17 protein-coding genes, 1 tRNA gene and 1 riboswitch are annotated in these 25187 nt (G+C 73.3%); of the genes, 7 read left to right on the top strand and 11 right to left on the bottom strand.

Annotated elements, in window-relative coordinates; genetic code table 11:
• Nucleotides 1–370 precede the first annotated feature (370 nt).
• On the bottom strand, nt 371–973 hold the full coding sequence (locus ABZ842_RS12190; protein ID WP_361535944.1) for a MarR family transcriptional regulator: 603 nt from the start codon (nt 971–973) through the stop codon (nt 371–373).
• 146 nt (nt 974–1119) lie between these two features.
• On the opposite strand from ABZ842_RS12190, the gene ABZ842_RS12195 reads away from it, so the two are divergent.
• The gene (locus ABZ842_RS12195) at nt 1120–2397 is read left to right on the top strand and encodes an MFS transporter (protein ID WP_361536375.1); all 1278 of its coding nucleotides are present in this window, start codon (nt 1120–1122) and stop codon (nt 2395–2397) included.
• Between the two features lie 6 nt (nt 2398–2403).
• Here the strand turns inward: ABZ842_RS12195 and ABZ842_RS12200 are convergent, their stop codons facing one another.
• Both ABZ842_RS12200 and ABZ842_RS12205 read right to left on the bottom strand, forming a co-directional pair.
• Nucleotides 2404–4299: a SpoIIE family protein phosphatase gene (locus ABZ842_RS12200; RefSeq protein WP_361535946.1), complete on the bottom strand. Its 1896-nt coding sequence runs from the start codon at nt 4297–4299 to the stop codon at nt 2404–2406.
• Between the two features lie 150 nt (nt 4300–4449).
• Nucleotides 4450–5964, bottom strand: coding sequence for an FAD-dependent oxidoreductase (locus ABZ842_RS12205; protein ID WP_361535948.1), 1515 nt, complete (start codon nt 5962–5964; stop codon nt 4450–4452).
• Nucleotides 5965–6290: 326 nt separating this feature from the next.
• On the opposite strand from ABZ842_RS12205, the gene ABZ842_RS12210 reads away from it, so the two are divergent.
• Entirely contained in the window at nt 6291–7229 is a 939-nt protein-coding gene (locus ABZ842_RS12210; RefSeq protein WP_361535950.1) for a helix-turn-helix domain-containing protein, read from the top strand.
• A gap of 304 nt (nt 7230–7533) precedes the next feature.
• The gene (locus ABZ842_RS12215) at nt 7534–9762 is read left to right on the top strand and encodes a sigma-70 family RNA polymerase sigma factor (protein WP_361535952.1); all 2229 of its coding nucleotides are present in this window, start codon (nt 7534–7536) and stop codon (nt 9760–9762) included.
• Between the two features lie 77 nt (nt 9763–9839).
• On the opposite strand, the gene ABZ842_RS12220 is transcribed toward ABZ842_RS12215, so the two are convergent.
• Entirely contained in the window at nt 9840–11975 is a 2136-nt protein-coding gene (locus ABZ842_RS12220) for an asparagine synthase-related protein (protein WP_361535954.1), read from the bottom strand.
• Nucleotides 11976–13317: 1342 nt separating this feature from the next.
• Here ABZ842_RS12220 and ABZ842_RS12225 point away from each other — a divergent pair.
• The 4 genes from ABZ842_RS12225 (at nt 13318) to ABZ842_RS12240 (ending at nt 18763) form a co-directional block, all read left to right on the top strand.
• Nucleotides 13318–14775 carry an MFS transporter gene (locus ABZ842_RS12225; RefSeq protein ID WP_361535956.1) on the top strand — a complete coding sequence of 486 codons (1458 nt, stop codon included), beginning with the start codon at nt 13318–13320 and terminating at the stop codon, nt 14773–14775.
• A 100-nt stretch (nt 14776–14875) separates the two neighbouring features.
• Complete coding sequence (gene lhgO / locus ABZ842_RS12230) at nt 14876–16108, top strand: L-2-hydroxyglutarate oxidase (protein WP_361535958.1); 1233 nt, start codon at nt 14876–14878, stop codon at nt 16106–16108.
• 395 nt (nt 16109–16503) lie between these two features.
• Complete coding sequence (trmB, locus tag ABZ842_RS12235; RefSeq protein WP_361536376.1) at nt 16504–17322, top strand: tRNA (guanosine(46)-N7)-methyltransferase TrmB; 819 nt, start codon at nt 16504–16506, stop codon at nt 17320–17322.
• Nucleotides 17323–17416: 94 nt separating this feature from the next.
• Nucleotides 17417–18763, top strand: a complete 1347-nt coding sequence (locus tag ABZ842_RS12240; RefSeq protein WP_361535960.1) for a PrsW family intramembrane metalloprotease — start codon at nt 17417–17419, stop codon at nt 18761–18763.
• A 270-nt stretch (nt 18764–19033) separates the two neighbouring features.
• Here ABZ842_RS12240 and ABZ842_RS12245 read toward each other — a convergent pair whose 3' ends face one another.
• The 7 genes from ABZ842_RS12245 to ABZ842_RS12275 all read right to left on the bottom strand — a co-directional run bounded on the left by ABZ842_RS12245 (nt 19034) and on the right by ABZ842_RS12275 (nt 24951).
• Complete coding sequence (locus ABZ842_RS12245) at nt 19034–20032, bottom strand: M23 family metallopeptidase (protein ID WP_361535962.1); 999 nt, start codon at nt 20030–20032, stop codon at nt 19034–19036.
• An 11-nt stretch (nt 20033–20043) separates the two neighbouring features.
• Nucleotides 20044–20189: riboswitch (cyclic di-AMP (ydaO/yuaA leader) on the bottom strand.
• A 233-nt stretch (nt 20190–20422) separates the two neighbouring features.
• Complete coding sequence (locus ABZ842_RS12250; RefSeq protein WP_361535964.1) at nt 20423–21559, bottom strand: PP2C family protein-serine/threonine phosphatase; 1137 nt, start codon at nt 21557–21559, stop codon at nt 20423–20425.
• 166 nt (nt 21560–21725) lie between these two features.
• Nucleotides 21726–21799 (bottom strand) — tRNA-Met (locus tag ABZ842_RS12255).
• Between the two features lie 98 nt (nt 21800–21897).
• Nucleotides 21898–22644: a MerR family transcriptional regulator gene (locus ABZ842_RS12260; protein ID WP_361535966.1), complete on the bottom strand. Its 747-nt coding sequence runs from the start codon at nt 22642–22644 to the stop codon at nt 21898–21900.
• 75 nt (nt 22645–22719) lie between these two features.
• Nucleotides 22720–23970 carry a sigma-70 family RNA polymerase sigma factor gene (locus tag ABZ842_RS12265; RefSeq protein WP_361535968.1) on the bottom strand — a complete coding sequence of 417 codons (1251 nt, stop codon included), beginning with the start codon at nt 23968–23970 and terminating at the stop codon, nt 22720–22722.
• Between the two features lie 124 nt (nt 23971–24094).
• Complete coding sequence (locus tag ABZ842_RS12270) at nt 24095–24505, bottom strand: YciI family protein (RefSeq protein ID WP_361535970.1); 411 nt, start codon at nt 24503–24505, stop codon at nt 24095–24097.
• Between the two features lie 203 nt (nt 24506–24708).
• A complete protein-coding gene (locus ABZ842_RS12275) occupies nt 24709–24951 on the bottom strand; it encodes a hypothetical protein (protein ID WP_361535972.1) in 243 nt (80 codons plus the stop codon).
• Between the last annotated feature and the right edge of the window lie 236 nt (nt 24952–25187).

A 25187-nucleotide genomic window follows, 5' to 3' on the forward strand; every position in this document is an offset into this window, starting at 1 on the left:
GGTCTTGCGTTTCCGACTCTATCAGATCCTTTCGGGCCTGATTCCCGGTCGAAACTCGGGGTTTTTGTCTTCCCGGCCTCTCGGCCCTTCCGACGTTCAAAACTCTAGCGGATTTCTTCCCCGACTCATAATCGAGTCGTTCGAAACAGATTTCGGCATGCCGAAATCATCCCGGGTGGGAGATCGTGCAGAGTTTTGATTGCCGCATCAGCGGCGGGAGTGGCTGTCGCAGAACCGTTCCGGTGCCGTGACAACTCGAAGAACCTTACGGGCGGATGAAGAGGGTGTCAACTTCCTCCGACGACTGCGCGCCACGCCCGGTTCCGGCCCGTACGGACGCCCAGTTGGCGCCCGCGACGGCTCCGGAGCTTCAGTCCAGGTCGGTCAGTCGACCGCCCGCGTCCGGCTGGGTGTGCTCCACCCGTCGAAGGACGCGGATGAGGAGTTCGCCGAGGATGCCCTTCTCCTTCGCCGAGAGGTCCTGGAGCAGGTCGCCCTCGAAGTCGCTCGCCATGCGCATGGCCTCCTGCCACTTCGCACGGCCCTCGTCCGTCAGCTCCACGATGACGCGGACGCGGTTGTTCTCGTCGCGGTCGCGGGTGACCAGGCCCTCGCCCGCCATCCGGTCGATGCGGTGGGTCATCGCCGCCGGCGTCAGCCCGAGGCGCTTGGCCAGCTCGCCGGGTCCCATCCGATAGGGCGCGCCCGCGAGCACGAGGGTCTTGAGGACCTCCCACTCCGCGTTGCTGATGCCGAGATCCGCGACCTGTCGGCCGTACGCGACGTTCATGCGGCGGTTGAGACGGCCGAGGGCCGAGACGACCTGCTCGACCTGGGGGTCGAGATCGCCGAATTCGCGCTGGTAGGCGGCGATCTGTTCGTCCAGGGTCGGCTCCAAGGTCGGCTCCTGGATCGGCTGCTGGATCGGGTCCTGACCGGTCACTGCTTGGCCCTCGGGGCTCGCGCTAGGCATACGCCGCAGTATCGCACGCCGTTCATTGGCATTGAAGTCCTTCGACATGTACTGTTAAGGCTCTAACTTTATGTTCGAAGTCTTCAGGCTTCATCCCTTCAAGGCTAACGAGGCAGGTGAGTGTGACCAGGGAGATGGGCGCGGCCATGCGCCGGATCCAGGCAGGCAGCGCGCTGAGCGCGTTCGGACTCGGATTCACGGTTCCGTTTCTGTACATCTATGTGGCGTACGTACGGGACCTCGGGTCGACGACGGGCAGCATCGTCATCGGCGTCTTCGCCCTGGCCGCACTGATCGCCCTGCCGTTCGTCGGACGGGTGATCGACCGCCGGGGGCCGAAGCCCGTGCTGGTGGGGGCGTCCGTGGTGGCGTCGCTCGGCGCGTTGCTGTTCGGGCTGTCCCAGCACACGGTGACCGTGCTGCTGTCGGCGGCGCTGCTCGGTGCGGGCACCGCGGTGACGCAGCCCGCGCTGGCGACGATGATCGTCTGGGCGTCGGACGCCACCAGCCGGACGCGCGCCTTCGCCTTCCAGTTCTTCCTGCAGAACGTGGGCCTGGGCGTCGGCGGTCTGATCGGCGGCAACATCGTCGACAAGAGCCGGGCGAGCACCTTCACCCTGCTGTTCAGCATCGAGGCCGTCATGTTCCTCGTGCTGGCGGGGATCATCCTGACGGTGAAGCTGGCCCGGCCGGCGCGCGCTCCCGGCGCCGCGGCTCACGGCGCCAAGGGCAACGGCTTCAAGGTGCTGCTGGAGAACAAGGCGATGGTGAAGCTGCTCGTCCTGGGCTTCATCCTCTTCTTCGCCGTGTACGGACAGTTCGAGTCGGGCCTTTCGGCGTACGGCACCGAGGCCGCCGGCATCGAGCCGTCGATGTTCGGCACGGCCCTGGCGGCGAACACCGCGGTCATCGGCATCGCGCAGTTCGTGATCCTGAAGTACGTCGACCGGTACAAGAGGACGCGGGTGATCGCCGCGGTGGGGCTGATCTGGGCGGTCGGCTGGGCCGCCGCGGGCTACGCGGGCCTGGGCGCGACCAGCCAGGCGATGGCGACGGCCGCGTTCATCTCGACGTACGCGCTGTTCGGACTCGGTGAGGCGATGCTCGCGCCGACCGTGGCGCCGCTGGTCGTCGATCTCGCCCCGGAGTCCATGGTCGGGCAGTACAACTCGGCGTTCGCGCTGGTCAAGCAGTTGGCACTGGCGCTGGGGCCGGCGATCGGCGGGCCCATGGGTGCCGCGCTGCACGCTCCGTACATCGTGACGTTCGTGCTGTTCTCGCTGGCGATCACGGTGCTGGCGCTGCGGCTGGCGCGGCAGCTCACACCGGTGCAGGACCAGCCGTCGCTGGCGGCGACCACCCGCGTGGTGGCGCAGTACAGGCCGCCGGTCGAGCCCGCCGAGAAGGTGGGCACGGCCGCCTGACCGCGGTCAGGCGGGTCTGGGGAGTGCGAACTCGCACCAGACCGACTTGCCGCCGCCCGGTACGCGGCGGCTCCCCCAGGACGAGGCGATGGCCGCGACGATCGAGATTCCGCGGCCCGCCTCGTCCTCCGTTTCCGCCCGCCGACGGCGCGGGAGGTGGTCGTCGCCGTCCGTGACCTCGACGATCAGCCTGCGGTCGGTGCGGCGCAGCCGTAGACGCATGGGCGGGGCGCCGTGCTGGAGGGAGTTGGCGACGAGTTCGCTGACCGCCAGCACGCCGAGGTCGTGCAGCTCGGGCGAGAAGCGCCAGGACGCGAGAACGCCGGAGGCGAAGGCCCGGGCGCGCGGGGCGGCCTCGACGCCGCCGAGGAGGTCGAGGGCGGCGTTGTGGAAGAGCTCGGCCGCCGGACCGGTGCGCACCGGGTGCTGGACGACCAGGACGGCCACGTCGTCGTCGTGTTCCGCGGTGATGTGCATGGCGCGGATCAGTCGGTCGCACACCACCTGGGGGGTGCCCGTGGCGCCGGAGAGCGCTCGTTCGAGCGCGGCGACGCCTTCGTCGATGTCCTCGTCGCGCCGCTCGACCAGACCGTCCGTGTAGAGGACGGCGCTGGAGCCGGGCGGGAGGTCGATCGTGCCGGACGAGTGGAGCCAGCCGCCGGTGCCCAGGGGCGGGCCGGTGGGGTCCTCGGCGCGGTGGACCGTGCCGTCCTCGTGGCGCACGAGGACGGGGAGGTGGCCGGCGGAGGCGTACACGAGCCGGCCTTCGTTCGGGTCGTGGACCGCGTAGACGCAGGTGGCGATCTGGCTGGCGTCGATCTCGGAGGCAAGTCCGTCCAGCAGTTGCAGGACCTCGTGCGGCGGCAGGTCAAGTCGGGCGTAGGCGCGGACGGCGGTGCGGAGCTGGCCCATGACGGCGGCGGCGCGCACGCCGCGGCCCATCACGTCGCCGATGACGAGGGCGGTCCGGCCGCCGCCGAGGGTGATCACGTCATACCAGTCGCCGCCGACGGCCGCGTCCTCGCCGCCGGGTTGGTAGGTGGCGGCGACGTTGAGGTCGTCGGGCTGCTCCAGCTCCTGCGGGAGGAGGGAGCGCTGGAGGGTGACGGCCGCGGCGCGCTGTCGGCGCTCGCTGGCGCGCAGGCGTTCGGCGGCTTCGGCGTGGTCGGTGACGTCGGTGGCGAAGACCAGCAGCCCGGTGGGGGCACCGGCGGCTTGCGGTGCCCGGGGCGCGGTCGGGGTGTCCACGGGGAGGCAGGTCAGGGTGTACGAGCGGCCGTCCGGGGCCTTGCGGGACTTGACCGTGCGCTGCGTGCCGCTGCGCAGGACCTGGTCCATGAGCGGGGAGAGGCCGAGTGCGGCCAGTTCGGGGCAGACGTCGGCGGCGGCTCCGCCGACGGGGCGGGGGCCGAAGGCGGCGGTGTAGGCGTCGTTGACGTACGCGATGCGGTGGTCGGGGCCGTACAGCAGGGCGACGAGGCCGGGGATGCGGCCGAGGAGGTCGCGTACGGCGAAGTCCTCCGGGGCGGGCGCGGCGGGCGGCGCGGTGGCGTCGGCCTCCTGCGCGGCGGGGGCGTCCGGACCCGTGCCCGTACGGAAGACGGGGCGGAGGCGGGCGGGGCGCAGCAGGCTGCCGCGGGCGGCGGGCACGGAGCCCTCACCGCGGGTGTCGCTCCCGGACCGCTCGTCCTCGTCCCCGGGGCCGGTCGCGTCGCGGCCCTTGCCCTTGGTGCGGGCCGGGCCGCGGTCCTTGCCGCGGTCGGCGCTTCGGTCGGTGTCGTCCGCTCTGCTCTCCCCGCGCTGGGGCGGGCGGGCAGAGGAGGAGATCCCGCGGTCGGTCCTTCGCGCTGCGGCGCGGCGCTGTGTCCCGGGGAGCCTTGAGCTCCAACGCGTGAAGTTCACTGACTTTCAAGCCTCAATGGTGGTAGCCAAGGGTCACGAGGGTCACTCTGTGCAAATGTGAGCCCACCTATGGTCACACGTCCAGTGTGACCGTACGGACTGACAGCGGGTGTCGTCCGGGCGGCTGCCGGGGGTCCGGCGCATGGCCCGTCAGGTCTTTCCGCGGTCGTCGTCCGGTGCTTCGGGTGCGGTGTTCGGGCCGGGTGCGGTGTTCGGACCGGTCGGGGGGCCGGCGGGCGGGGCGTGGCCGCCGTTGGTGCCGGGGCGGCCACCGGCGGCGAGTTCGAACTCGGCACGGGGGTGTTCCAGGGAGCCGAGTGAAACGATTTCCCGCTTGAACAGGCCAGCGAGGGTCCACTCGGCGAGGATGCGCATCTTGCGGTTGAAGGTGGGCATGCGGCTGAGGTGGTACACGCGGTGCATCAACCACGCCGGGTATCCCTTGAGTTTGCGACCGTACACATGGGCGACGCCTTTGTGGAGGCCGAGGGAGGCGACGGATCCGGCGTACTTGTGCGCGTACTGCTTGAGGGGCCGGCCGTGCAGGGACGCCGCGACGTTGGCGGCGAGCACCTTGGCCTGGCGCAGGGCGTGCTGGGCGTTGGGGGCGCAGGTGGCGTCGGGGTCGTCGGAGGTGAGGTCGGGGACTGCCGCGGCGTCCCCGGCGGCCCAGGCGTGTTCGACGCCGGCGACGGCGAGTTCGGCGGTGCAGCGCAGCCGTCCGCGGCCGTTGAGCGGGAGGTCGGTGGCGGCGAGCAGCGGTGCCGGTTTGACGCCCGCGGTCCACACGACCGTACGGGCGGGGAAGCGGCTGCCGTCGCTGAGGACGGCGACCCGGTCCTCGCAGGATTCGAGTCTGGTGTCCAGGCGGACGTCGATGTTCCGGGCGCGCAGCTCGCGGACGGCGTAGCGGCCCATCTCCTCGCCGACCTCGGGCAGGATGCGTCCGGTGGCCTCGACGAGGATCCACTTCAGGTCCTGCGGCTTGATGTTGTGGTAGTAGCGCGCGGTGTAGCGGGCCATGTCCTCCAGTTCGGCGAGCGCTTCGACGCCTGCGTAGCCGCCGCCGACGAAGACGAAGGTCAGGGCGGCGTCGCGGATGGCGGGGTCGCGGGTGGAGGAGGCGATGTCCATCTGTTCGATGACGTGGTTGCGCAGCCCGATGGCCTCTTCGACGGTCTTGAAGCCGATGCCGTGGTCGGCGAGGCCGGGCACGGGCAGGGTGCGGGAGATCGATCCCGGCGCGATGACCACTTCGTCGTAGCCGACCTCGACGGCGCCGGTGCCCTCCTCGTCGGTGGCGAGCGTGGTCACGGTGGCGGTGCGCTTGGCGTGGCTGACGGCGGTGACCTCGCCGACGAGGACGGTGCAGTGGGGGAGCAGGCGCCGCAGGGGGACCACGACGTGGGCGGCGGAGATGGAGCCGGCGGCGGCCTCGGGGAGGAACGGCTGGTACGTCATATAGGGGTTGGGCGAGATGACCAGGACCTCGATCGTGCCGCGGGACAGTTCGTGTCTCAGTTCCTTCTGGAGGCGCAGCGCGGTGTACAGCCCGACGTAGCCGCCGCCGACGACGAGGATGCGCGTGCCGCGCGCCGGGTCGGTGGGGCGCCCGGTCGGCGGGGTGCCGGGGGCCGCGCCCCGGGAGTTAGCAGCCGTCACCATCCCATGACGCATCGGTCCTCGGCGTTTGTCCACAGGCCCGGCAAATTGTGTGACCGGAGGTGTGGTGCTGCCGTACACTCCGCGGTTCGCCGGGACCGGGGAAGGTGCCCAGGTCAGGGGTGGCGAAGGGGGTGGCGGGCGGGTGCGCAAACGGGGGGCTTCCGGTCCTTGCTCCGATCGGGGGGCGCTCCGTGCGGAACTACCCCCTTCTGAATTGACCCGGGCTCAACTATGTTCGTACCTCGTCGGGGTGCGTGGTCAAGGCGCCGCCGGCAGACCAGGTGGGGAGGTCTCCGGGGGGAGACACAGTGACCGGGGGAACACGTATGACCATTCAGGATTCGCATTGGCAGGCCGCCGTTCCGCCTGTCACTGATGTACACGGCACACCCGGCGTGCACGGTGCTCATCTCGGCGCGGACGGGAGTGGCGGACGGGCGGGAGCGGGTGGTGGCACCCGTTCGGCGCCCCTGCGGGTGGATGCCCAGCGCAATCTGGAGCACGTCCTGCGTGCGGCGCGGGAGGTCTTCGGCGAGCTGGGGTACGGCGCTCCGATGGAGGACGTGGCGCGTCGGGCCCGGGTCGGTGTGGGGACGGTGTACCGCCGGTTCCCCAGCAAGGACGTGTTGGTGCGGCGAATAGCCGAGGAGGAGACTTCCCGGCTGACCGAGCAGGCGCGCACCGCGCTGCGGCAGGAGGACGAGCCCTGGTCCGCGCTGGCGCGCTTCTTGCGGACCTCGGTGGCCTCCGGTGCGGGGCGGCTGCTGCCGCCGCAGGTGCTGCGGGTGCGGGTGCGCTCGGAGGAGTCTGAGGGGTTGGAGGGGTCGGAGGGCGTCGGCGGTCCGCAGGGGGCCGTGGGCTCGGCGGACGGGTCCGGTGGTGTGCCGGGTGCATCCGGTGTGGCCGGTGTGTCTGGGGACGGGCGGGACGAGACCCGGGTGCCGCAGCAGCGGGCCGGGGTGCAGCCGTCGGGCGGCCCGGTGGCCGGCGGGCCGGTGTCGGGCGCTCCCGAGCTCAGGGTGGTGGGGCCGCGTTCTCCTTCGTCCCACGAGCTGGACGACGCGGGCACGGCCGAGCTGTTGGAGGTCGTGGGGCAGTTGGTCGACCGGGCGCGGGCTGCGGGCGAGCTGCGCGGTGACGTGACCGTCGCGGACGTCCTGCTGGTGATAGCCACGGCGGCGCCTTCGCTGCCGGACGCCGCGCAGCAGGCCGCCGCCTCGGCTCGACTGCTGGACATCCTGCTGGAGGGGCTGCGGCCTCGGTAGCGGTCCGGGCGCCCGGCTGACGGACGGTGGCGGGGTGCGTCGTCAACGCCCTTGCCACGGCCGCCCGTTGGACGCCCACCCGCGCCGCCGGGAAGCCCGTCGTGCGGCCGATCGCGCCCAGGACGTAGGTCGTTGAGTATTACACTAATCGCCGATGGATAGCGCACGGTTTCGACAGAACTCCCCAGATGAGTGGTTGGCAAAGGCGGAGGTCCGTGCCCGCTGTCGCCGTGTGGCACGCTGGCCCGGTGTTCGTGTCTGAGGGTGCTGACGGGAGCGTCCGCGATGAACGAGGGCTTCCTCGATGAGCGGTGACGAGCGGGACGAATCGCTCGGCGGTGCGGACGGCGCGCAGGGCGGCGGCACGCCGTCCCGGCAGGTGCCCGGGCAGGGTGGGCCCGGTGGCGCGCGGCCGGGGTCGTCCCGGGCGCCGGGGTTGCCGGGCCAGGTCGATCCGGCCGGCTCCGCGGACGCGACGGGCGCAGCCGGATCGACGGGCGCAGCCGGGCCGACCGGTCCGGCCGGGCCTTCGGCACCGCCGGAAGCCTCGGACCCCGCCGGCTCGGCGGCGCAGCCCGAGTCCGGCGCGGGCGGCCATTCGGTTCCGCCCCAGGGCACCAACGGAGTCAGGGCGGACGACGCGGAGGACGCCAGCTGGGCGGACTCCGTTTCGGGGACGGCAAACACCGCGGGCGGCACTCGTACGGGTGGTTCGCCCGGCGGTGCGCCGGGGGCGGAGGGCCATGCCGTGCCGCCGCAGCGCGAGGGCGGGAGCACCGGATCCGTACTGCCTCCGCCGCGCGAACTGCCGCCGTCAGACGCCGACTTGGTGCAGCGGATGCGCAGCGGGGACAACAGCGCGTACGAGGAGCTGTTCCGTCGACACTCCGATGCCGTGCTGCGCTACGCGCGCACCTGCTGCCGTGACTCGCACACCGCGGACGACCTGACGGCCGAGGTGTTCGCGAGGACGTTGCAGGCGGTACGCGGCGGGGCCGGGCCGGAGCACGCCGTACGCGCCTATCTGCTGACCACGGTCCGGCGGGTGGCCGCGACCTGGACGAAGAGCGCGAAGCGGGAGCAGCTCGTCGAGGACTTCGCGCTGTTCGCCGCGGAGGCGTCGCGCAGTTCGGACGGCGCCGCCGGGGGGACGACGGAGCTCGGGGCGGACGTCCGGGCGATGCACGAGGCCGAGCGGTCTCTGGCGATGCAGGCGTTCCGGTCGCTGCCGGAGCGCTGGCAGGCGGTGCTGTGGCACACGACCGTCGAGGAGGAGTCGCCCAGCGAGGTCGCGCCGCTGTTCGGGCTGACCGCGAACGCCACGGCGGTGCTCGCGAGCCGGGCCCGCGAGGGTCTGAAGCAGGCGTACCTCCAGGCCCACGTCAGCTCGGCCCTCACCTCCGGGGGCGACTGCGCCCGGTACGCCGACCGGCTCGGCGCGTACGCGCGCGGCGGGCTGCGGATGCGGGCCGAGCGCGGGCTGCGCAAGCACCTGGAGGAGTGTGCGAAGTGCCGGCTCGCGGCCGGTGAACTCCAGCACGTCAACGCCAGCATCCCGGCGCTGCTGCCGGTCGCGGTCATCGGTTGGTTCGCGGCGGGCTATGCGCTCAAGGCCGCGGGGGTGGTCGCCGGCGGTGCGGTGGGAGCCGCGGGTGCCGGGGCCGCCGCAGCCGCCACCAGCGGCGGCGCCGGCGCCTCGGCCGGGGCCGCCGGCGGCGCGGCGGCGTCCGAGGGGCTGGGCGCGCCGGCGAAGGTCGGCATCGGGGCCGCGGTCGCCGTCGCCGCGGCGGCCGGGCTGGTGTGGGCGTTCTCCGGGAGCCCCAAGGCCCCGGAGCCCGAGGCGAAGCCGCCCACGGTGCAGCCGCTCGTACCGGCGCCGCCGCAGGATCCGAAGCCGCCCGCGCCCAAGCCGAAGCCGCCGCCCAAGCCCGTACCGCCGGCGCCCAAGCCCTCGGCCAAGCCGAAGCCGCCGCCCAAGCCGGCGCCGTCGACTCCGAAGCCGACCCCGCCGAAGCCCACGCCGCCCAAGCCCACGCCCAAGCCGACGCCGACGCCGAAGCCGACCCCGCCGAAGGAGCGGCCGAAGCCGAAGCCCGAGCCGCGGGTGTACCAGGTCAATCGGCTCCAGTACAGCGCCTTCGGCGACCACACCGGGCCCGAGGTGGTGCTGGGGCAGAGCAGTTGGATCTGGCAGCGGTGGGGGCTGAAGATCGGCGGGGAGCGCTACAGCCACGGGGTGACCGTGCGGGCGCGCTCCTCGGTGACGATCGAGCTCAATCGCCCGTGCACCTCCTACGCGGCGAAGGCCGGCGTGGACGATCTGACGCTGGGGCTCGGCAAGATGCGGTTCTCCGTCTACGGGGACGGGGCACTGCTGTGGCGCTCCCCCGTCATCCGGGGGAAGGACCCGGCCGTGCCGGTGCAGGTCTCCCTCGCCGGGCGCAAGCAGTTGCGCCTGGTGGTGGAGCCGCACTCGCCGTGGAGCGAGATGACGTTGGGCGCGTGGGCGGACTCCCGGATCGCGTGCAGCTGACGCGCCGCGCTCCCCGTCCCCGTCCCCGTCCCCGGCCGCTGCCACTGCCACTGCCACTGCCCGAGGAACGCCGGGCGTCAGGAGCGGATCGAGGGGCGGGGCGGTACGCCCGCGGCGACCGCGCGCTGCCGGGGCGCCGCGCTCCCCGTCCAGCAGGTGCCGCGCCGCGACAGCAGCCGGCGCAGCCACAGCTCGGTGGAGACCAGGTCGGCGATGCCGTCGAGCGGCACGGGCTCCCCGTCGGACGCCGCGCGCAGCGCCTTGCGGACGACGCGGGCCTCGATCAGCCCGGCGTCCGCGAGCAGCGGTGCGTCGAAGAGGGCGAGCAGCGTCGGCAGCGCCGCGCGCAGCCCCTTGCGGGCGACCGCGACCGAGGTCGTCTGCCCGGGCAGGGCGCCCCAGCCGGACGGCAGGTCGTGGACGCCGGCGCCGGCGAGGACCGAGCGCAGGACGTCCGCGCGTGCGCCGGGCCGCACCCGTAGCGCCTCGGGCAGGTCGCGGCAGGCGCGTACGACCTGGTTGTCGAGGAAGGGCGCGTGGACGCGCTGGCTGCGGACCTCCGCGGCCTGCTCCAGGATGCGGTGGTCGAAGGCGTGCCGGGCGAGGGCCGCGCGGGCACGGGCTTCCCCGGGCCGCTGGACGGAGACGGGCCGGGTCGCGGCGCTCATCAGACGAACCGATACTTCGGCCAGTGCCTCCCCCGTCAGCCAGCGCACCGCGGGCCCGGGGCGGGACCAGGTGAGCGCGGCGAGGGAGGCGTCCAGGGGGCTGGTGCCGTCGGAGCCGTGGGGGTCCCCCCACGCCCTTCGGGCGTCGGGGGATCCGCTGCGGCCGGCCTCCAGCAGTCGGTCGGCCGCCGTTTCGAGGCCGGTGCGGTACGGCGTACGGGCCAGGCGGCGCGCGGCGCGATAGACCTGGAGCGGTACGAACAGGGAGTGCGGCGAGGGGCCTTCGGCCCGGGCGAGCGCGGTGACCGGGCGCAGCAGGTGCCGCCGTCTTCGGTCCAGCAGCAGGTCGGCGAGGCGGGCCGGGTGGGCGTCGAGCACCTGGCGGGCGCCGGCGCCGGTGAGGTGGTCGGCGCTGCCGGACGCGAGGCGCACCCGGTGGCGTTCGGCGGTGACGAGGCAGGGAGCGGGTTCGTCGGTGAGGGGGCCGTTGTCCAGGCGGGCGTACGGCAGGCCCTCTTCCCCGGCCGGGACGACCACGTGGTGCAGCCGCGGGTTGGCGCCCATGGCGCGGGCCCGCTCCAACTCCGGCTCGATGCCGGGTTCGGTGAGGTCGTTGAAGGTGACGGCGAGGAGGCGCGTCCCGGCGCCGGTGCCGCTGCCGACGATCGTGCCGGGCACGCCCGGGAGCCCGGCGGCGAGCAGTGCGAGGGTGGCGGAGGCGCTGCCGCCGGAGAGGTCGGCGCCGATGCCGGGGGCGGGGGCGCCGCGGCGGGCGCGCCGGTCGGCGGGGCCCATGCCGGGCACCGGGCCGGGGTCCGGGGGCATGGTCTGCGGGGCGTGGCGCGGTGCGGTGAGCCTGGCGCGTACGGCTTCGACGAGGGCGTCGCGCACGCCTTCGACCGCGCGGTCGGGGTCGACCTGCGGCCCGGTGACGGCGAGGGAGGCGACGGGTTCGTAGCCGGTGATCTCGCGGGAGCCCTCGCGCAGGATCAGGACGTGGCCGGGCGGGATGCGCTTGACGCCCTCGTACGGAGTGGAGTCCCGCAGCGCCTCCGGGGTCTCGGGGCAGGCCAGCACCGCGGCCAGGTGGCCGATGTCGAGTTGGGCGCCGATGAGGTCGGCGAGGGGGAGTGCGGCGGTGGCGTAGGCGGTGCCGTTCTCCCACGGGGTGTGGAAGACGGGGCGGGCGCCGGCGAGGTCGCCGAGGACGGTGATGCGGCGGCCGGAGCGGACGACCGCGGAGTAGCTGCCGGGCCAGGCCGTCAGATGGCGCAGGGCGCCGCCGCGGGCGGAGAGGAGTCCGGCGCGCAACTCGGCGTCGGAGGCAGCGCAGCAGCCGAGCACGGCCATCTTGGTGGACTCGTCGATGCTGACGACCCGGACCTCGTCGGGCCGCCAGTCGCCGACGGCCCAGAGGGGGTCGGGGTCGCCCCACAGGAGTTGGGAGCCGACGGGTTGGACCGAGCGTCCCTCGTCGGCGGCGCCGACGGCCCCCGCCGTTCCGAAGTTCGCGGCGACACTGCTCCAGCCGACCAACCACCGCATCGCCGTTTCGCCTCCACAAGCTGTGGACAACCGGGTGCCGAACCCGGGTCGTTCGGGAACATGCTGCCACGAAGGAGACGCAACGAACGGGCCCCGGGTCGCACGCGCAAAAAGTGAAGGAGCCGGTGGCAGCGGGGGTCTGGTGGGGCATCACGGGACGGCAGCGACATCACGCCGGCCTCATAGACGGACAAACGGCATGAGAGGGACAGTCGATATCCGGCCATTCTCATGAAGGGGTGGACAACCCTCCGTGGGCACGGAGAGCTTCCGGACCGGTCGATGACCGTCCGGATCGCCCGCTGCGGCGGCCCGTGACGCTGCCGCCGGTACGGGGCACTTCGCCCCGCTTCGAGGTGAGTTGGAGCTCGGCGGGCTCCTCCTCGTATCCAACGCGCATCCGACGTGCTTGCGGCGCGCGTCGACCGGGCATCCGACCGCGCTCGGTCGCGGATCCGATCTCGGACCGGGGCCTCGGCCCGGGCCGGACGGACTCCGATTCCCTGGTGGGCGCGCGGGGCGGGGTCGTGCGGCGGGGCGGGTGGACCGGAGTGCGACGGGCGTGCGACGGGCGTGCGGTACGGCGTACGACGCGCGTGCGCCGGGCGGTACGACGGGCGGTGCGGCGCGGGCCCGGCACGAGCGACAGTCCGGGAGGCGCCGCACGCCTCCCGGACCGTCCGCCGCCCGCGGGGATTGAAGGCGGCGGTGTCCCCCAGCCCGCTGGGTCCAGTACGCAGCGGGCCGACCCACGCGCCTTTCATGGAAGCGCTCGCCCCAGCCCCCGGCGAGAGCGCACGGGCGGGCGCACGGCCACACAACGGGAGCACGCCCGGCACGGGACGGCGAACGCCCGGAGCAGTGCGGGAGCGCGCACGGCACGCAGCGGCACGGGGGCAGCACGGCCGTAGCGCAGAGGCGGCACGGGGGCGCGCCGCCGCAACGCCCGCCACACGGCTCGCCGCACCGCCCGCCGACCGAGCACCAACGGACCGCCCACCGACCACGCACCGTCCGCCGGAGGACCGCAAGCCCATGGCAACCATCCGCCAACAGTGGCGTGTTCACCGTGCGTCCCCACCGGCCCGAATCGCCACGCACAACTTTCCCGCCATCCGGAACACCGCCCCTTAACGGTCGGGATCCGGCGAACTACGCTGGGTTTACTGATGTTCTGAACCGATGGGCATATTCCGATGGGCTCGGCCAGGCGCTTTTGCAACCGGGCCCGGGAGCGGGGTGGGCAGCCGTGCTCCGGACGTGGTCGTGGGTGAGGACCCGGTACGAATGCCGTGCGCCGGACGGGTGACGCGGCGGCCGTCTGTGTGTCGAGGGGTGGCGCATGTCCAGGGAGCAACGCGGGCCGAACGAAAAGCTCGGCACCGTTCTCGCCCTCGCGGGAATCAGCAACGCCGGGCTCGCCCGGCGCGTCAACGACCTCGGGGCGCAGCGCGGTCTGACCCTGCGCTACGACAAGACGTCGGTGGCCCGCTGGGTGTCGAAGGGCATGGTGCCGCAGGGCGCCGCGCCCCACCTCATCGCAGCCGCGATCGGCTCCAAGCTCGGCCGCCCCGTGCCGCTGCACGAGATCGGCCTCGCCGACGCCGACCCGGCCCCCGAAGTCGGGCTCGCCTTCCCCCGCGACGTACGCGCGGCCGTGAAATCGGCCACCGACCTCTACCGGCTGGATCTAGCCGGCAGACGAGCCGGCAGCGGCGGGATCTGGCAGTCCCTGGCCGGTTCCTTCGCGGTGAGCGCCTACGCCACCCCCACGTCCCGCTGGCTGATAACACCCGCCGACGCCTCGGTGGAGCGCATGCCGCCGGAGGGCGGCGCCCCGGGCGTCGAGGGCGGCGGCCCGGTCTCCCCGGACGAGGTGCCCACCCGCGTGGGCCACAGCGACGTGGGCAAGCTCCGCGAGGCCGCGGAGGACGCCCGCCGCTGGGACTCCAAGTACGGCGGCGGCGACTGGCGTTCGTCCATGGTCCCCGAATGCCTACGGGTCGACGCGGCGCCCCTGCTCCTCGGCTGGTACTCGGACGAGGTCGGCCGGGCCCTGTTCGGCGCGACCGCGGAACTGACCAGGCTGGCCGGGTGGATGGCCTTCGACACCGGCCAGCAGGAGGCCGCACAGCGCTACTACATCCAGGCGCTGCGCCTCGCGCGCGCGGCGGCCGACGTGCCCCTCGGGGGATACGTACTGGCGTCCATGGCGCTGCAGGCGATCTACCGGGGCTTCGCGGACGAGGGCGTCGACCTGGCGCAGGCCGCCCTGGAGCGCAACCGGGGGCTCGCGACGGCGCGCACCATGAGCTTCTTCCGGCTGGTGGAGGCGCGGGCGCACGCCAAGGCGAACGACGCGCCCGCGGCGGGTGCCGCCCTGAAGGCGGCGGAGGGCTGGCTTGAGCGGGCCCGCGAGGGTGACCAGGACCCGAGCTGGCTGGGCTTCTACACCTACGACCGGTTCGCTGCGGACGCGGCCGAGTGCTACCGCGACCTCGGCTCGCCGCGGGCGGTGCGCCGCTTCACCGAGCAGGCGCTGTCGCGGCCGACGGACGAGTTCGTCAGGTCGCACGGGCTGCGGCTGGTGGTCGGCGCCTTCGCCGAGTTGGAGTCGGGCAACCTGGACGCGGCGTGCGCCGCGGGCACCCGGGCCGTCGAGGTCGCGGGCCGGATCTCCTCGGCGCGCACCACGGAGTACGTACGGGACCTGCTGCACCGGCTGGAGGCGTACGGGGACGAGCCGCGGGTGGCGGAGCTGCGGGAGCGGGCGCGCCCGCTGCTGATCGCCCCGGCGTAGCGGGCCGCGGTCCGCAGGGCGTGGTCACGGGTGCACTCGACCCGCCGCACCGGCGGCACTGTCAGTGGTCGGGTGCACCATCGGGGTGGGAGGTGGCGCGGTGCCTACGAGGACCAGGGGGAACGGGCGGACCGAGATCGGCTTCGACTGCGACGTGCTGGTGGTCGGCGGCGGGATAGTCGGGCTGTCGACGGCGTACGCCCTCACGCGCTCGGCACCCGGCACCAGCGTCGTCGTCCTGGAGAAGGAGCCGGCCACCGCGCGCCACCAGACCGGCCGCAACAGCGGCGTGATCCACAGCGGGATCTACTACCGCCCCGGCTCGCTCAAGGCCCGGTACGCGACGCGCGGCGCGGCCGAGATGGTGAAGTTCTGCGCCGAGCACGACCTGCCGCACCGGGTCACCGGCAAACTGATCGTCGCCACCCGGCGCGACGAGCTGCCCCGGCTGCACGCCCTGGTCCAGCGCGGCCGGGAGAACGGCATCCCGGTGCGCGAGCTGGGACCGGCGCAGATCACGGAGTACGAACCGCAGGTGCGCGGCCTCGCCGCGATCCACGTCGGCACGACGGGCGTGTGCGACTTCGCCGCGGTCGCCCGGGCGCTGGGCGCGGCGGCGCAGGCGGCCGGGGCCCGGATCCGGTGCGGCGAGGAGGTCGTCGCGGTGGACCGGCGGCCCTGGGGCGTCGCGGTCCGCACCGCGTCCGGAGCGGTCGTGCGGGCCCGGGTGATGGTGAACTGCGCGGGGCTGCACAGCGACCGACTGGCCCTGCTGGCCGGGGACGACCCCGGGGTGCGGATCGTCCCCTTCCGGGGTGAGTACTACGAGCTGGCGGACCCCTCGCTGGTGCGGGGTCTGGTGTATCCGGTGCCGGACCCGGCGTTCCCGTTCCTGGGCGTCCATCTGACCCGCGGCCTCGACGACCACGTCCACGTCGGCCCGAACGCGGTGCCGGCGCTCGCCCGCGAGGGGTACGGCTGGGGCGTGGTGCGCCCGCGCGAGCTGGCGGCCACCTTGGCCTGGCCCGGCAGCTGGCAGATCGCCCGGCGGCACTGGCGGTACGGGGCGGGCGAGCTGCGGCGCTCGCTGTCGAAGCGGGCGTTCACGGCGGCGGTGCGGGAGCTGCTGCCGGCGGTGCCGGAAGGCGGGCTGCGGCGGGTGCCGGCGGGGGTGCGGGCGCAGGCGGTGCGGCGGGACGGGGCGCTGGTGGACGACTTCCTGATCCGGGAGTCGGGGAGGGTGGTGCACGTGCTGAACGCGCCTTCGCCGGCGGCGACGGCGTCCCTCCCCATCGGCCGCGCGATAGCCACCCGCGCCCGGGCCCACTTGTAGCGGCCCGCGCCCCTGCAACCCCGCGCCCTGCCGTGCCGACTGCGGTGGTTCGGCGTCCTGCGACCCCTCTGTGACTGTTCGCGCAGTTCCTCCCCCTGTGCCCTGCGGGCACGGGGGCACCCCCACCTACGCCCAGAGGGCGTGGGGGGGGACCCCAGCGCCCTAAAACCTCCTGCCCCGGCCCGCAGAAGACTGACGGGGGAAGCGAAACAGGGGCGCGGGGAACTGCGCGACAAGCCACGGACCAGGCCGCAGACGCTGATCTACGTTCCTCGGCAAAGCGGGAGTGCGGGTCTTTCAGGGGCGCTGGTCCGCAGGGCACAGGGCGCGGGCGGCACAGGCGCGGCACGGGCGCAGGGCGCGGGGGGTCGTAGGATTGGCGCATTGTGTCGAAGCTGCGTCATCACACCCCAGAGCCCCAGCCCCCCGCCCCGACCCGCGAGCGGAGCGGGCCCCGTTTTCCCGGCGGCCCCGCCGCCGACCCCGCCGGGTCGCACCACGAGCGGCGGATCCGGAGCTTCCAGCCGCGGCGGAGCCGGGTGACCACGGGGCAGGAGGACGCCCTGCGGCGGCTGTGGGGCGCCTGGGGGCTGGACATCGACGGCCGGCAGGTCCTCGACCTCCCCGAGATGTTCGACGGGCTGCCCGTCGTCCTGGAGATCGGCTTCGGGATGGGCGAGGCCACCGCCGAGATGGCCGCGGCCGACCCCCGCACCGGGATCCTCGCCGTCGACGTGCACACCCCCGGCCAGGGCAATCTGCTCGCCCTCGCCGAGCGGAAGGGCCTGACGAACGTCCGGGTGGCCAACGGCGACGCGATCATCCTGCTGCGCGAGCAGCTCGCGCCGGGCGCGCTCGACGGGATGCGGGTGTACTTCCCCGACCCCTGGCCGAAGAAGCGCCACCACAAGCGCCGGCTGATCCAGCCCGAGTTCCTGACGCTGGCCGCGCGGTGTCTGAAGCCCGGCGCGGTGCTGCACTGCGCCACGGACTGGGAGCCGTACGCGGAGCAGATGTTGGAGGTGCTCTCGGCGCACCCGGACTTCGAGAACGCCTGCGCCGACGACGGATTCGCACCGCGGCCCGACTTCCGGCCCCGTACCCGGTTCGAGGGGCAGGGCCTGGACAAGGGGCACGTGGTACGGGACCTCCTCTTCCGCCGCGCCGCGCCCACCGCCACGCCCGCGCCCACCGCCGGCCCCGAGCCCGTCTGACAAGCCCCTTCCCGGTCACGGGAAGCCGGTCCCGAGCCTGATCCGAGCCGATTCCGCGTCGCCGGCTGTCAGTGGTCCTCGCTAGGGTCGTCGGGTGTCCGAGCCGTCGTCCCCGCCCCGGTCCGCGCCCGTCGAGGCGCAGCCGCCGCTGCCCGCGTACGCGCCGCAGCCGGTGTTCGACGCGCTGCCCGAGCGCTCCCGCTGGCGCTACGCGCCCCGTCGCGCCTCCCGGCTGTGGCGCAGCAGGGCGCTCCGCGTCGGCGGGCTGATCACGCTGCTGGCCCTGTGCGGCCTGGTGATCCTCGCGCTGGTGCGGGAGCAGACGGGCACCCGGGGCTTCCTCGTCGGCCTCGGGCTCGCCACCCTGCCCGTTCCGCTGCTGCTCGCCGCGTTCCGCTGGCTGGACCGGGTGGAGCCGGGCCCCTGGCGCCACCTCGCCTTCGCGTTCGCCTGGGGCGCGTTCGCCGCCGCCCTGGTGGCGCTCACCGCGAACACCTTCGCGGCCCGCTGGATAGCCACCGCCACCGCCGATCCGTCGAGCGCGGACACGCTCGGTGCGACGGTGGTGGCGCCGGTCGTCGAGGAGAGCGCCAAGGCCGCCGCGGTCTTCCTGCTCTTCTTCTTCCGCAGACGGGACTTCACCGGCCTGGTCGACGGCGTCGTGGTCGCCGGCTTCACCGCGACCGGCTTCGCCTTCACCGAGAACATCCTCTACCTCGGCCGGGCCTTCGACGACGACCAGTCGACGGGCTCGGCGGGCTTCGAGTCGATGACGGCGGCGACGTTCTTCGTGCGGATCGTCATGTCGCCCTTCGCGCATCCGCTGTTCACGGTGCTCACCGGCATCGGTTTCGGGCTGGCCGCGCTGGCGGCGCGACGGCGCAGGTTCCGCCGCACCGCCCTGCCGCTGCTGGGGCTCGTCCTGGCCATGGGGATGCACGCGCTGTGGAACGGATCGACGTCGATGCTCGGCCCGTTCGGCTTCTACGCGGTGTACGCGCTGATCATGGTGCCGGTCTTCGCCCTGCTCACCTGGCTGACGATCTGGTCCCGGCAGCGGGAGCTGCGCACGGTGTCCACCGCGCTGCCGGCGTACGCGGCTGCCGGCTGGCTGGCGTCCGCCGAGCCCACGGCGCTGGCCTCCATGAGGGCGCGCACCGCGGCCCGTGACTTCGCCCGGCGCACGCAGGGGGCGGCAGCGGCGCACGCGGTGTCGGAGTACCAGCGCTTCGCGACCTCGCTCGCCTTCCTGCGCCACCGGGCGCAGCGCGGCACGGTCGACCCCGACTTCGTCGCACGGGAGCAGGAGCTGCTGCACCACATGTGGCGGCGCAAGGACGTCGCGAGCCCCGCGCTGACGTACGCGGCACGCGCGACGGGCGCGGTCCGGGTGCCCCCGCCGTACCGGGACTACGAGGGCTACAACCCGTACCGCGCATGACGCGGGGACGCCACTCCGGAAGAAGAGACCGACGGCCCTGGCGTCGGGGGGTGACACCAGGGCCATCGGCGATTCGGGGACGGCGGCGACGACGATGCTGATGACGGCGTACGGCACGGCCGGCAGCCGCGGCAACCGGCGGCTGGGGGCGCACGAACCCGCACTTCGGGAACTCAGGAGTGCGCGGAAGCCGCCACCCGCTCGTCGCGGCCGTCGTCGCGGCCGTCGTCGAGCCCAAAGCTCAGCTCAGGGCTCGGCGGGACTTGCTGATCAGACGCTGAGGCCCTTGCTCTGCAGCCAGGACGCCGGGTTGATGGTGGCGCCGCCCGGGGTCTGAACCTCCATGTGCAGGTGCGCGCCGGAGACGTTGCCGGTGGCGCCCACGCGCCCGACGCCGTCGCCCGCGACGACCTTCTGGCCCGCGCTCACGCCGACCGTCTGCATGTGGGCGTACATGATCTCGGTGCCGTCGTTCAGCTCCAGGATGACCTGGTAGCCGTACGCCGGGCCGGACCAGCCCGCGAACTTGACCGTACCGGCGCCCACGGCCTTCAGGGGGGTGCCCGCCGAAGCGACGAAGTCGAGGCCGGTGTGCTGGCCGGAGGACCACATGGAGCCGGACTGACCGTACGTCGCCGAGATGCTGTACGAGGAGAGCGGCAGCGCGAACATCTTCGCGAGCTTCGCCTTGCGCTCGGCCTCCGCCTTCGCCTTGGCCTCTGCTTCGGCCTTCTTCTTCTCGGCCTCCGCCTTCGCCTTGGCCTTGGCCTGGGCTTCCTTCTCGGCCTTCTCCTTCGCGGCCTTGTCGGCGGCGGCCTGCTTCGCGGCCTCGGCCTGGGCCTGCTGCTGCTCGGCCTGCTGGAGGATCCGGGAGCGGAGCGCCTCGCCGGCGCCGCCTTCGGCGGTGGCGCCCATCGCCATCAGCTCGTTGGCGCCCTCGCCGGACTGGTCGTCGCCGGACGGGTCGTCGTTCTTGTCGTCACCGCCCCCGAGGCCGTCGGGGAGGGAGATGGAAACCGGGGGCTTGTTCTGGGCGGTGGCGATGCCACCCGCGCCGACCGCCGCGATCACACCGACGCCGAGGACGGTGGAGCTACGGGCGAAGGCCCTGCGCTGCTGGCGCAGGACGCGGTGGCGACCGCGGGACGGAAGGACGGTCTCCGCGCTGGGGTTCCACTCGCCGTACGAGCGCTCGGCCCCGTTTTCGCTGAAGGCACCGGTCCTGGAGGACCCGGCAGGAGCTTCCGGGGCAGGGCTGTTGGACGCCACTGAGGCGTACTCCTTTCCTTCCTTCTCGCCTACCGGGTTAGCTGACGGGTTCGGAGCAGGAAGGTCTCCTACGGAACGCTTCGCAGGCTGCGAAGCATCCGATTCACCCCAAGAGGTGGTTCCCCGGTTCCCTTGCGGGATTCGGCGCGTGCGCACGGCGTCGCCCTGACGGCGACTGGGACGACCGCGCTGCGTTATCGAACGTTAATAGACACGGGTCCCGGATTCCAAGCCGGTCCCCATGATCGTTAACGATGATCGCGGAACCAACCGGGACACAAGCGGCCGGATTCGGGCGACTTGAGCGGCCCGAACGAGGTTTAGCCCGCACCACGCCCCTGCCATGACCCTGACAGTACGTCACATGGCGTGCTCCGAGCAGTCGTTCGACTACGCTGCGTGGACCCTCGACGCGACGTCGACCGCCGCGGCTCCGGCGGGCCGGGTGACCGCCAGCAGCGCCATGTCGTCCGTGGAGCCGCCCCCGGTGTGCCGGCGGACGTCGTCGATGAGCGCGTCCAACAGCTCCCCCGGGCCCGGGAAGACGCGCCCGACGAGCCGGGCGTCCGGCTCGTAGAAGGCGCCGGACGCATCCCGCGCCTCGGACAGCCCGTCGGTGTAGAGCAGCAGCGTCGCCCCCGGCGGCATCGGGTGCTCGTCCACCCGGTCCGGCCACTGCCCCAGCGCGTGCATCCCGAGCGGCAGCGCGGGCTCGCCCGGCTCCAGCCGCCCCAACCGCCCGTCGTCGCGGAGCAACAGCGGCTCCGGGTGCCCGCGGTTCACCAGCCGCACGACGCCCCCGCCGTGCGGGATCTCCGCGATGACCACGGTCGCGAACCCCTCGAAGGAGTCCACGTCTCCCTCGCCCCGCCGCCCCGCCTCCCGGTTCAGCGCCCGCTCCAGCCGTTCGGCCACCCCCTCCAGGGCGCGCTCCTGCTCGGCCGCCTCCCGGAACGAGCCGATCAGCACGGCCACCGCCTCCACCGCGCCGAGCCCCTTGCCCCGTACGTCCCCGACCACCAGCCGCACCCCGTGCGGGGTGTCCTGCACCGCGAAGAGGTCGCCCCCGATGAACGCGTCCGCCAGCGCCGCCTCGTACCGGGCCGCGATCCGCAGCCCGCCGATCTCCTCGGCGGGGGTGGGCAGCACGGCGCGCTGCGCGGTCTCGGCGATCACCCGGGCGGAGGCCAGCCGTTCATTGCTGCGCGCCACGACCCGGTTGATGAAGAGCGCCAGCACGGAGACGGTGAAGACGGTGGTCAGCTCGGTGTACGCCTGGGTCTGCCCGATCGAGTGGTTGTAGATGTCCAGGGCCAGCTCGGTCAGCACGGCGAAGGCGCCGGTCGCCAGCGTGACCGACCACGAGAAGAACGGGGCGGCGATCAGCGGGGCGGCCGTGAACATCGGCACCGCAGTGAACTTCCCCGGGGTCGACAGGTCGTAGACCACCCCGACGATGATCATCAGCGCCGGCAGCATCCGCGCGAAGCGCCGGGCACCGAAGCTGTTCCGCTCTTCCTCCGCCACGGATGCTCTCCTCCCCCCTCAGCCTCGGGCCGGCGGGCGGGGACGGCGAGCCGGCTGGGCCGGCCGGGGGACGCCTCCTGTGGGTGAGCGGGTGCGGGGAGACGGGAAGGGGCCGGGAAACGACGATGGCCCGGCACTCGATCGAGTGCCGGGCCACGGTCTTCAGTAGCGGGGACAGGATTTGAACCTGCGACCTCTGGGTTATGAGCCCAGCGAGCTACCGAGCTGCTCCACCCCGCGTCGGTGAACACAACTCTACGCCATCCGGAGCAGTGCTCGCGACCAAGGGTCCCCCGCCGGCGGGGGACCCCGGGGCTCAGGCGGTGATCACGGGGGCCTCAGTCGGTGAGGTGTCGCTCCGCGTACGCCGCCATCGCGTCCCGTACGAAGACCGCCGTGCCCTCGCCGTGCCGGTCGTAGTTGCGCCCGAAGCGCGGATCGGCGACGAACATCTCGCCGAGCCCGGCGAAGTGCGCCTTCGACGGGGCGCCCATCAGGGACTGCCACGCGTACATCCGCCGGGTGACCTCCTGCGCCACCTCGCCGTCGGCCGGGTGCCCGGCCTGGAGCACCCGCGCGTAGTCCCGGGCGATGTCGTCGTGGGCGCGCTGGTGGTCCCGGCGCTCCTGCCCGCTCAGCGATCGCCAGGTGCGGTCGCTGCGCTGCCAGGCGTCCGTGCCCCAGCGCTCGGTCACCTCCTGCTCGTACTGCGTGTGGTCGAAGCCGTCGAGCACGTCCTCAGCCATCAGTTCCTCCCCTCGTTCGGTCTTGTGCAGGGTGGTCCGCACCGAGGCGATCTGTCGCCCGATGCGTTCGCGCTCCAGCTCCAGCAGCCCGAGGTGGGCGCGGAGCGCGGCGGCCGTGTCCCGCTGCCCGGCCAGCACCTCGGCGATGGCGGGCAGCCCGAGCCCCAGCTCGCGCAGGAGCAGGATGCGCTGGAGGCGCACCAGCTCTTCGGGGCCGTAGTAGCGGTAGCCGTTGGCACCGACCCGGCACGGCTCCAGCAGCCCGACGTCCCCGTAGTGCCGCAGGGTGCGGCTGGTCGTACCGGCGCGGCGGGCGACTTCTTGGATCGACCACTCCATGACCTGAACCGTAGAACTTGACGTTGCGTAAAGGTCAAGCCGGACAAAAGGCAGCCCCGGCTCGGCTGGCCGGCGTCAGGTGTCGAGGGGGGCGAGGCGGTCGGCGCGCATCCGGAGGTAGCGCGCCTCGGGCGTGCTGAGGGTCCGCTCCGCCGCCAGCCGGTACGCCTCGCGCGCGCCGGCCGCGTCTCCCGCGCGCTCCAGCAGATGGGCGCGGACCGCGTCCAGCCGGTGGTGTCCGCCGAGCCGGTCGGCCAGCAGCTCGACCTCGGCGAGCCCCGCCTCGGGCCCGCGCACCATCGCCACCGCCACCGCGCGCCCCAGCTCGGCCATGGGCTCGGGCGCGATCTCCACCAGCAGGTTGTACAGCGCGAGGATCTGCGGCCAGTCCGTGGCGTCCGCGCTCGCCGCCTCGTCGTGGAGCGCGGCGATGGCCGCCTGGAGCTGGTACACCCCGGCCGGCCCCTGCGCCAGCGCCTCCTCGACCAGCGCGGTGCCTTCGGCGACGGCGGCCCGGTCCCACAGCGTCCGGTCCTGCTCGTCGAGCGGGACGATCTCGCCGTCGGGCCCGGTACGGGCCGCGGCGCGGGCCTCGGTGAGCAGCATCAGCGCGAGGAGCCCGGTCACCGCGCCCTCGCGGGGCAGCAGCAGCCGTACCCGTCGGGTCAGCCGGATCGCCTCCTGCGCCAGGTCGGAGCGGTGCAGCCGGGCGCCGGACGTCGCCGTGTAGCCCTCGTTGAAGATCAGGTACAGCACCTGGAGCACGGCGGCCAGCCGCTGGTCGCGGTCGGCGCGCCCGGGCGGACGGAACGGCGCCTCCTTCACCTTCAGCTTCGCCCGGCTGATGCGCTGGGCCATCGTCGCCTCGGGGACGAGGTGCGCACGGGCGATCTCCGCGGTGGTCAGGCCGCCGACGGCGCGCAGCGTCAGGGCGAGCTGCGCGGCCGGCGTCAGATCGGGGTGGCAGCACAGGAAGAGCAGGGTGAGGGTGTCGTCCTCGCTGGGGGCGCGGTCGTCGCCGGGCGGCGGTGCGGTGAAGGCGTCGCGCGGGGCGAGCTGCGCGGCGCTCTCCTCCCGACGGCGGCGGGCCTCCTCGGCGCGCAGCAGGTCCGTCAGCCGGCGGGCGGCGACCCTGATCAGCCAGCCGCGCGGATTGTCCGGGGTGCCGGCGTCGGGCCACTGCTGGGCGGCGGCGAGCAACGCTTCCTGGACGGAGTCCTCGGCGAGGTCGAAGTGCCCGTAACGGCGCACCAACGCACCGAGGACCTGCGGCGCGTGATGGCGCAGCAGGTCCTCGATCGTGGGAGTACGACTCGTGTTGCTCATGTGGTCGTACGTATCACAGGCCACCGACAGCGGTCGGCCGTGCGACGTCCGGGCGGCGGGCCGGGGGCTTCCGGTCCGGACTCCGGCCCGGCATCCGGGGCGGTGCGGGGGTGGTGCGGTGCGGTCAGGCTTCCGGGGCCTCCATGATGGGCCGGATGACGATCGGCGAGCAGAGGGTTCCTTCGGGCACGGGGCAGGCCGCGGCACGGGCGGCGATCTCGGTCACCCGCTCCAGGCTCGCGCAGTCGAGCACCCAGTAGCCGGCGAGGACTTCCTTCGTCTCCCCGTACGGACCGTCCGTGATCACGGGCTTGCCGTCCTTGCCCGCCAGGACGTGACGGGTCTCGGCCGGCTCGGCGAGGCCGTTGCCGTCGACGAGCTCACCGCTCTCGGCGAGGTCGTCGTTGAGGGCACCCATGTGGCTGAACATGGCCTGCATGTCCTGCTCGTTCCACGCGGGGTAGCCGGGGGAGGGCTTGCCCGTCATGGCCTCGTGCGCGGCCTGGTTGCCCTGGATCATCACCAAGTACTTCATGTTCGCTCCTCGTGACGCGGGGGTTCTTCCCCTTCGGCTGCCCCTGGTGGGCAACTCTCACAGGAGACGTCGGAGCCGATGACGGGTTCTCTACACGGCCCGGGAGATTTTCTGGGATTTTCTTCCGACGAGGTGCTGAGGAGGTACTGAGGGAGGTCCTGAGCGGCCGGCGTGCGGGTGCCGTGACCGCTCTGACCTGCGGCTTATGACTGGACGGCGCCGACGAGCTGGGTGACGGGGTCGAGCAGCGGGGCGAGCTGGTTGGGGACCTCCATCAGCTGGTTGAGCTGGTTCAGCTCGCCGAGCTGGTCGAGCTGGCTCAGGGAAGTGGCGTCGGTGGCGGTCGTCCCGTCGGCGTGGCCGGTCGCGCTGGCACCGGAGACGGAGAGGGCGGAGGCGCCGGCGGCGAGGGCGACGGCGGCGAGGATGCGCTTGGTCTTGGTCATGCCGGGAGAACGTCCGCGGGGGGCGGCGGGTCACGGGGGCGGTGGCGGTGCGGAGGGGTGACCCGGGGCGCTGGAACGTTTCTGGGGTGAACGGATACGCCCGTCCGGCCCAGTGAGTCGATTCATAGCACCGCAGAAGGGCGAACGCCGCGTAGTCAGATTGATGTGATCATCAACCTGACACGCGTCACCGTGACCACCGCACTCGCCCTCCTCCCCCTCGCCGCCGCGACGGC

Origin of the sequence: Streptomyces sp. NPDC047315 (assembly GCF_040643215.1) — a bacterium.
Classification (GTDB): domain Bacteria; phylum Actinomycetota; class Actinomycetes; order Streptomycetales; family Streptomycetaceae; genus Streptomyces.

Coding starts and splice junctions, on each gene's coding strand:
- ABZ842_RS12190 (WP_361535944.1), bottom strand. CDS start 973: ATGCCTAGCGCGAGCCCCGAGGGCCAAGCAGTGACCGGTCAGGACCCG.
- ABZ842_RS12195 (WP_361536375.1), top strand. CDS start 1,120: ATGCGCCGGATCCAGGCAGGCAGCGCGCTGAGCGCGTTCGGACTCGGA.
- ABZ842_RS12225 (WP_361535956.1), top strand. CDS start 13,318: ATGTCCAGGGAGCAACGCGGGCCGAACGAAAAGCTCGGCACCGTTCTC.
- ABZ842_RS12210 (WP_361535950.1), top strand. CDS start 6,291: ATGACCATTCAGGATTCGCATTGGCAGGCCGCCGTTCCGCCTGTCACT.
- ABZ842_RS12220 (WP_361535954.1), bottom strand. CDS start 11,975: ATGCGGTGGTTGGTCGGCTGGAGCAGTGTCGCCGCGAACTTCGGAACG.
- ABZ842_RS12215 (WP_361535952.1), top strand. CDS start 7,534: ATGAGCGGTGACGAGCGGGACGAATCGCTCGGCGGTGCGGACGGCGCG.
- ABZ842_RS12270 (WP_361535970.1), bottom strand. CDS start 24,505: ATGAAGTACTTGGTGATGATCCAGGGCAACCAGGCCGCGCACGAGGCC.
- ABZ842_RS12205 (WP_361535948.1), bottom strand. CDS start 5,964: ATGGTGACGGCTGCTAACTCCCGGGGCGCGGCCCCCGGCACCCCGCCG.
- ABZ842_RS12260 (WP_361535966.1), bottom strand. CDS start 22,644: ATGGAGTGGTCGATCCAAGAAGTCGCCCGCCGCGCCGGTACGACCAGC.
- ABZ842_RS12265 (WP_361535968.1), bottom strand. CDS start 23,970: ATGAGCAACACGAGTCGTACTCCCACGATCGAGGACCTGCTGCGCCAT.
- ABZ842_RS12275 (WP_361535972.1), bottom strand. CDS start 24,951: ATGACCAAGACCAAGCGCATCCTCGCCGCCGTCGCCCTCGCCGCCGGC.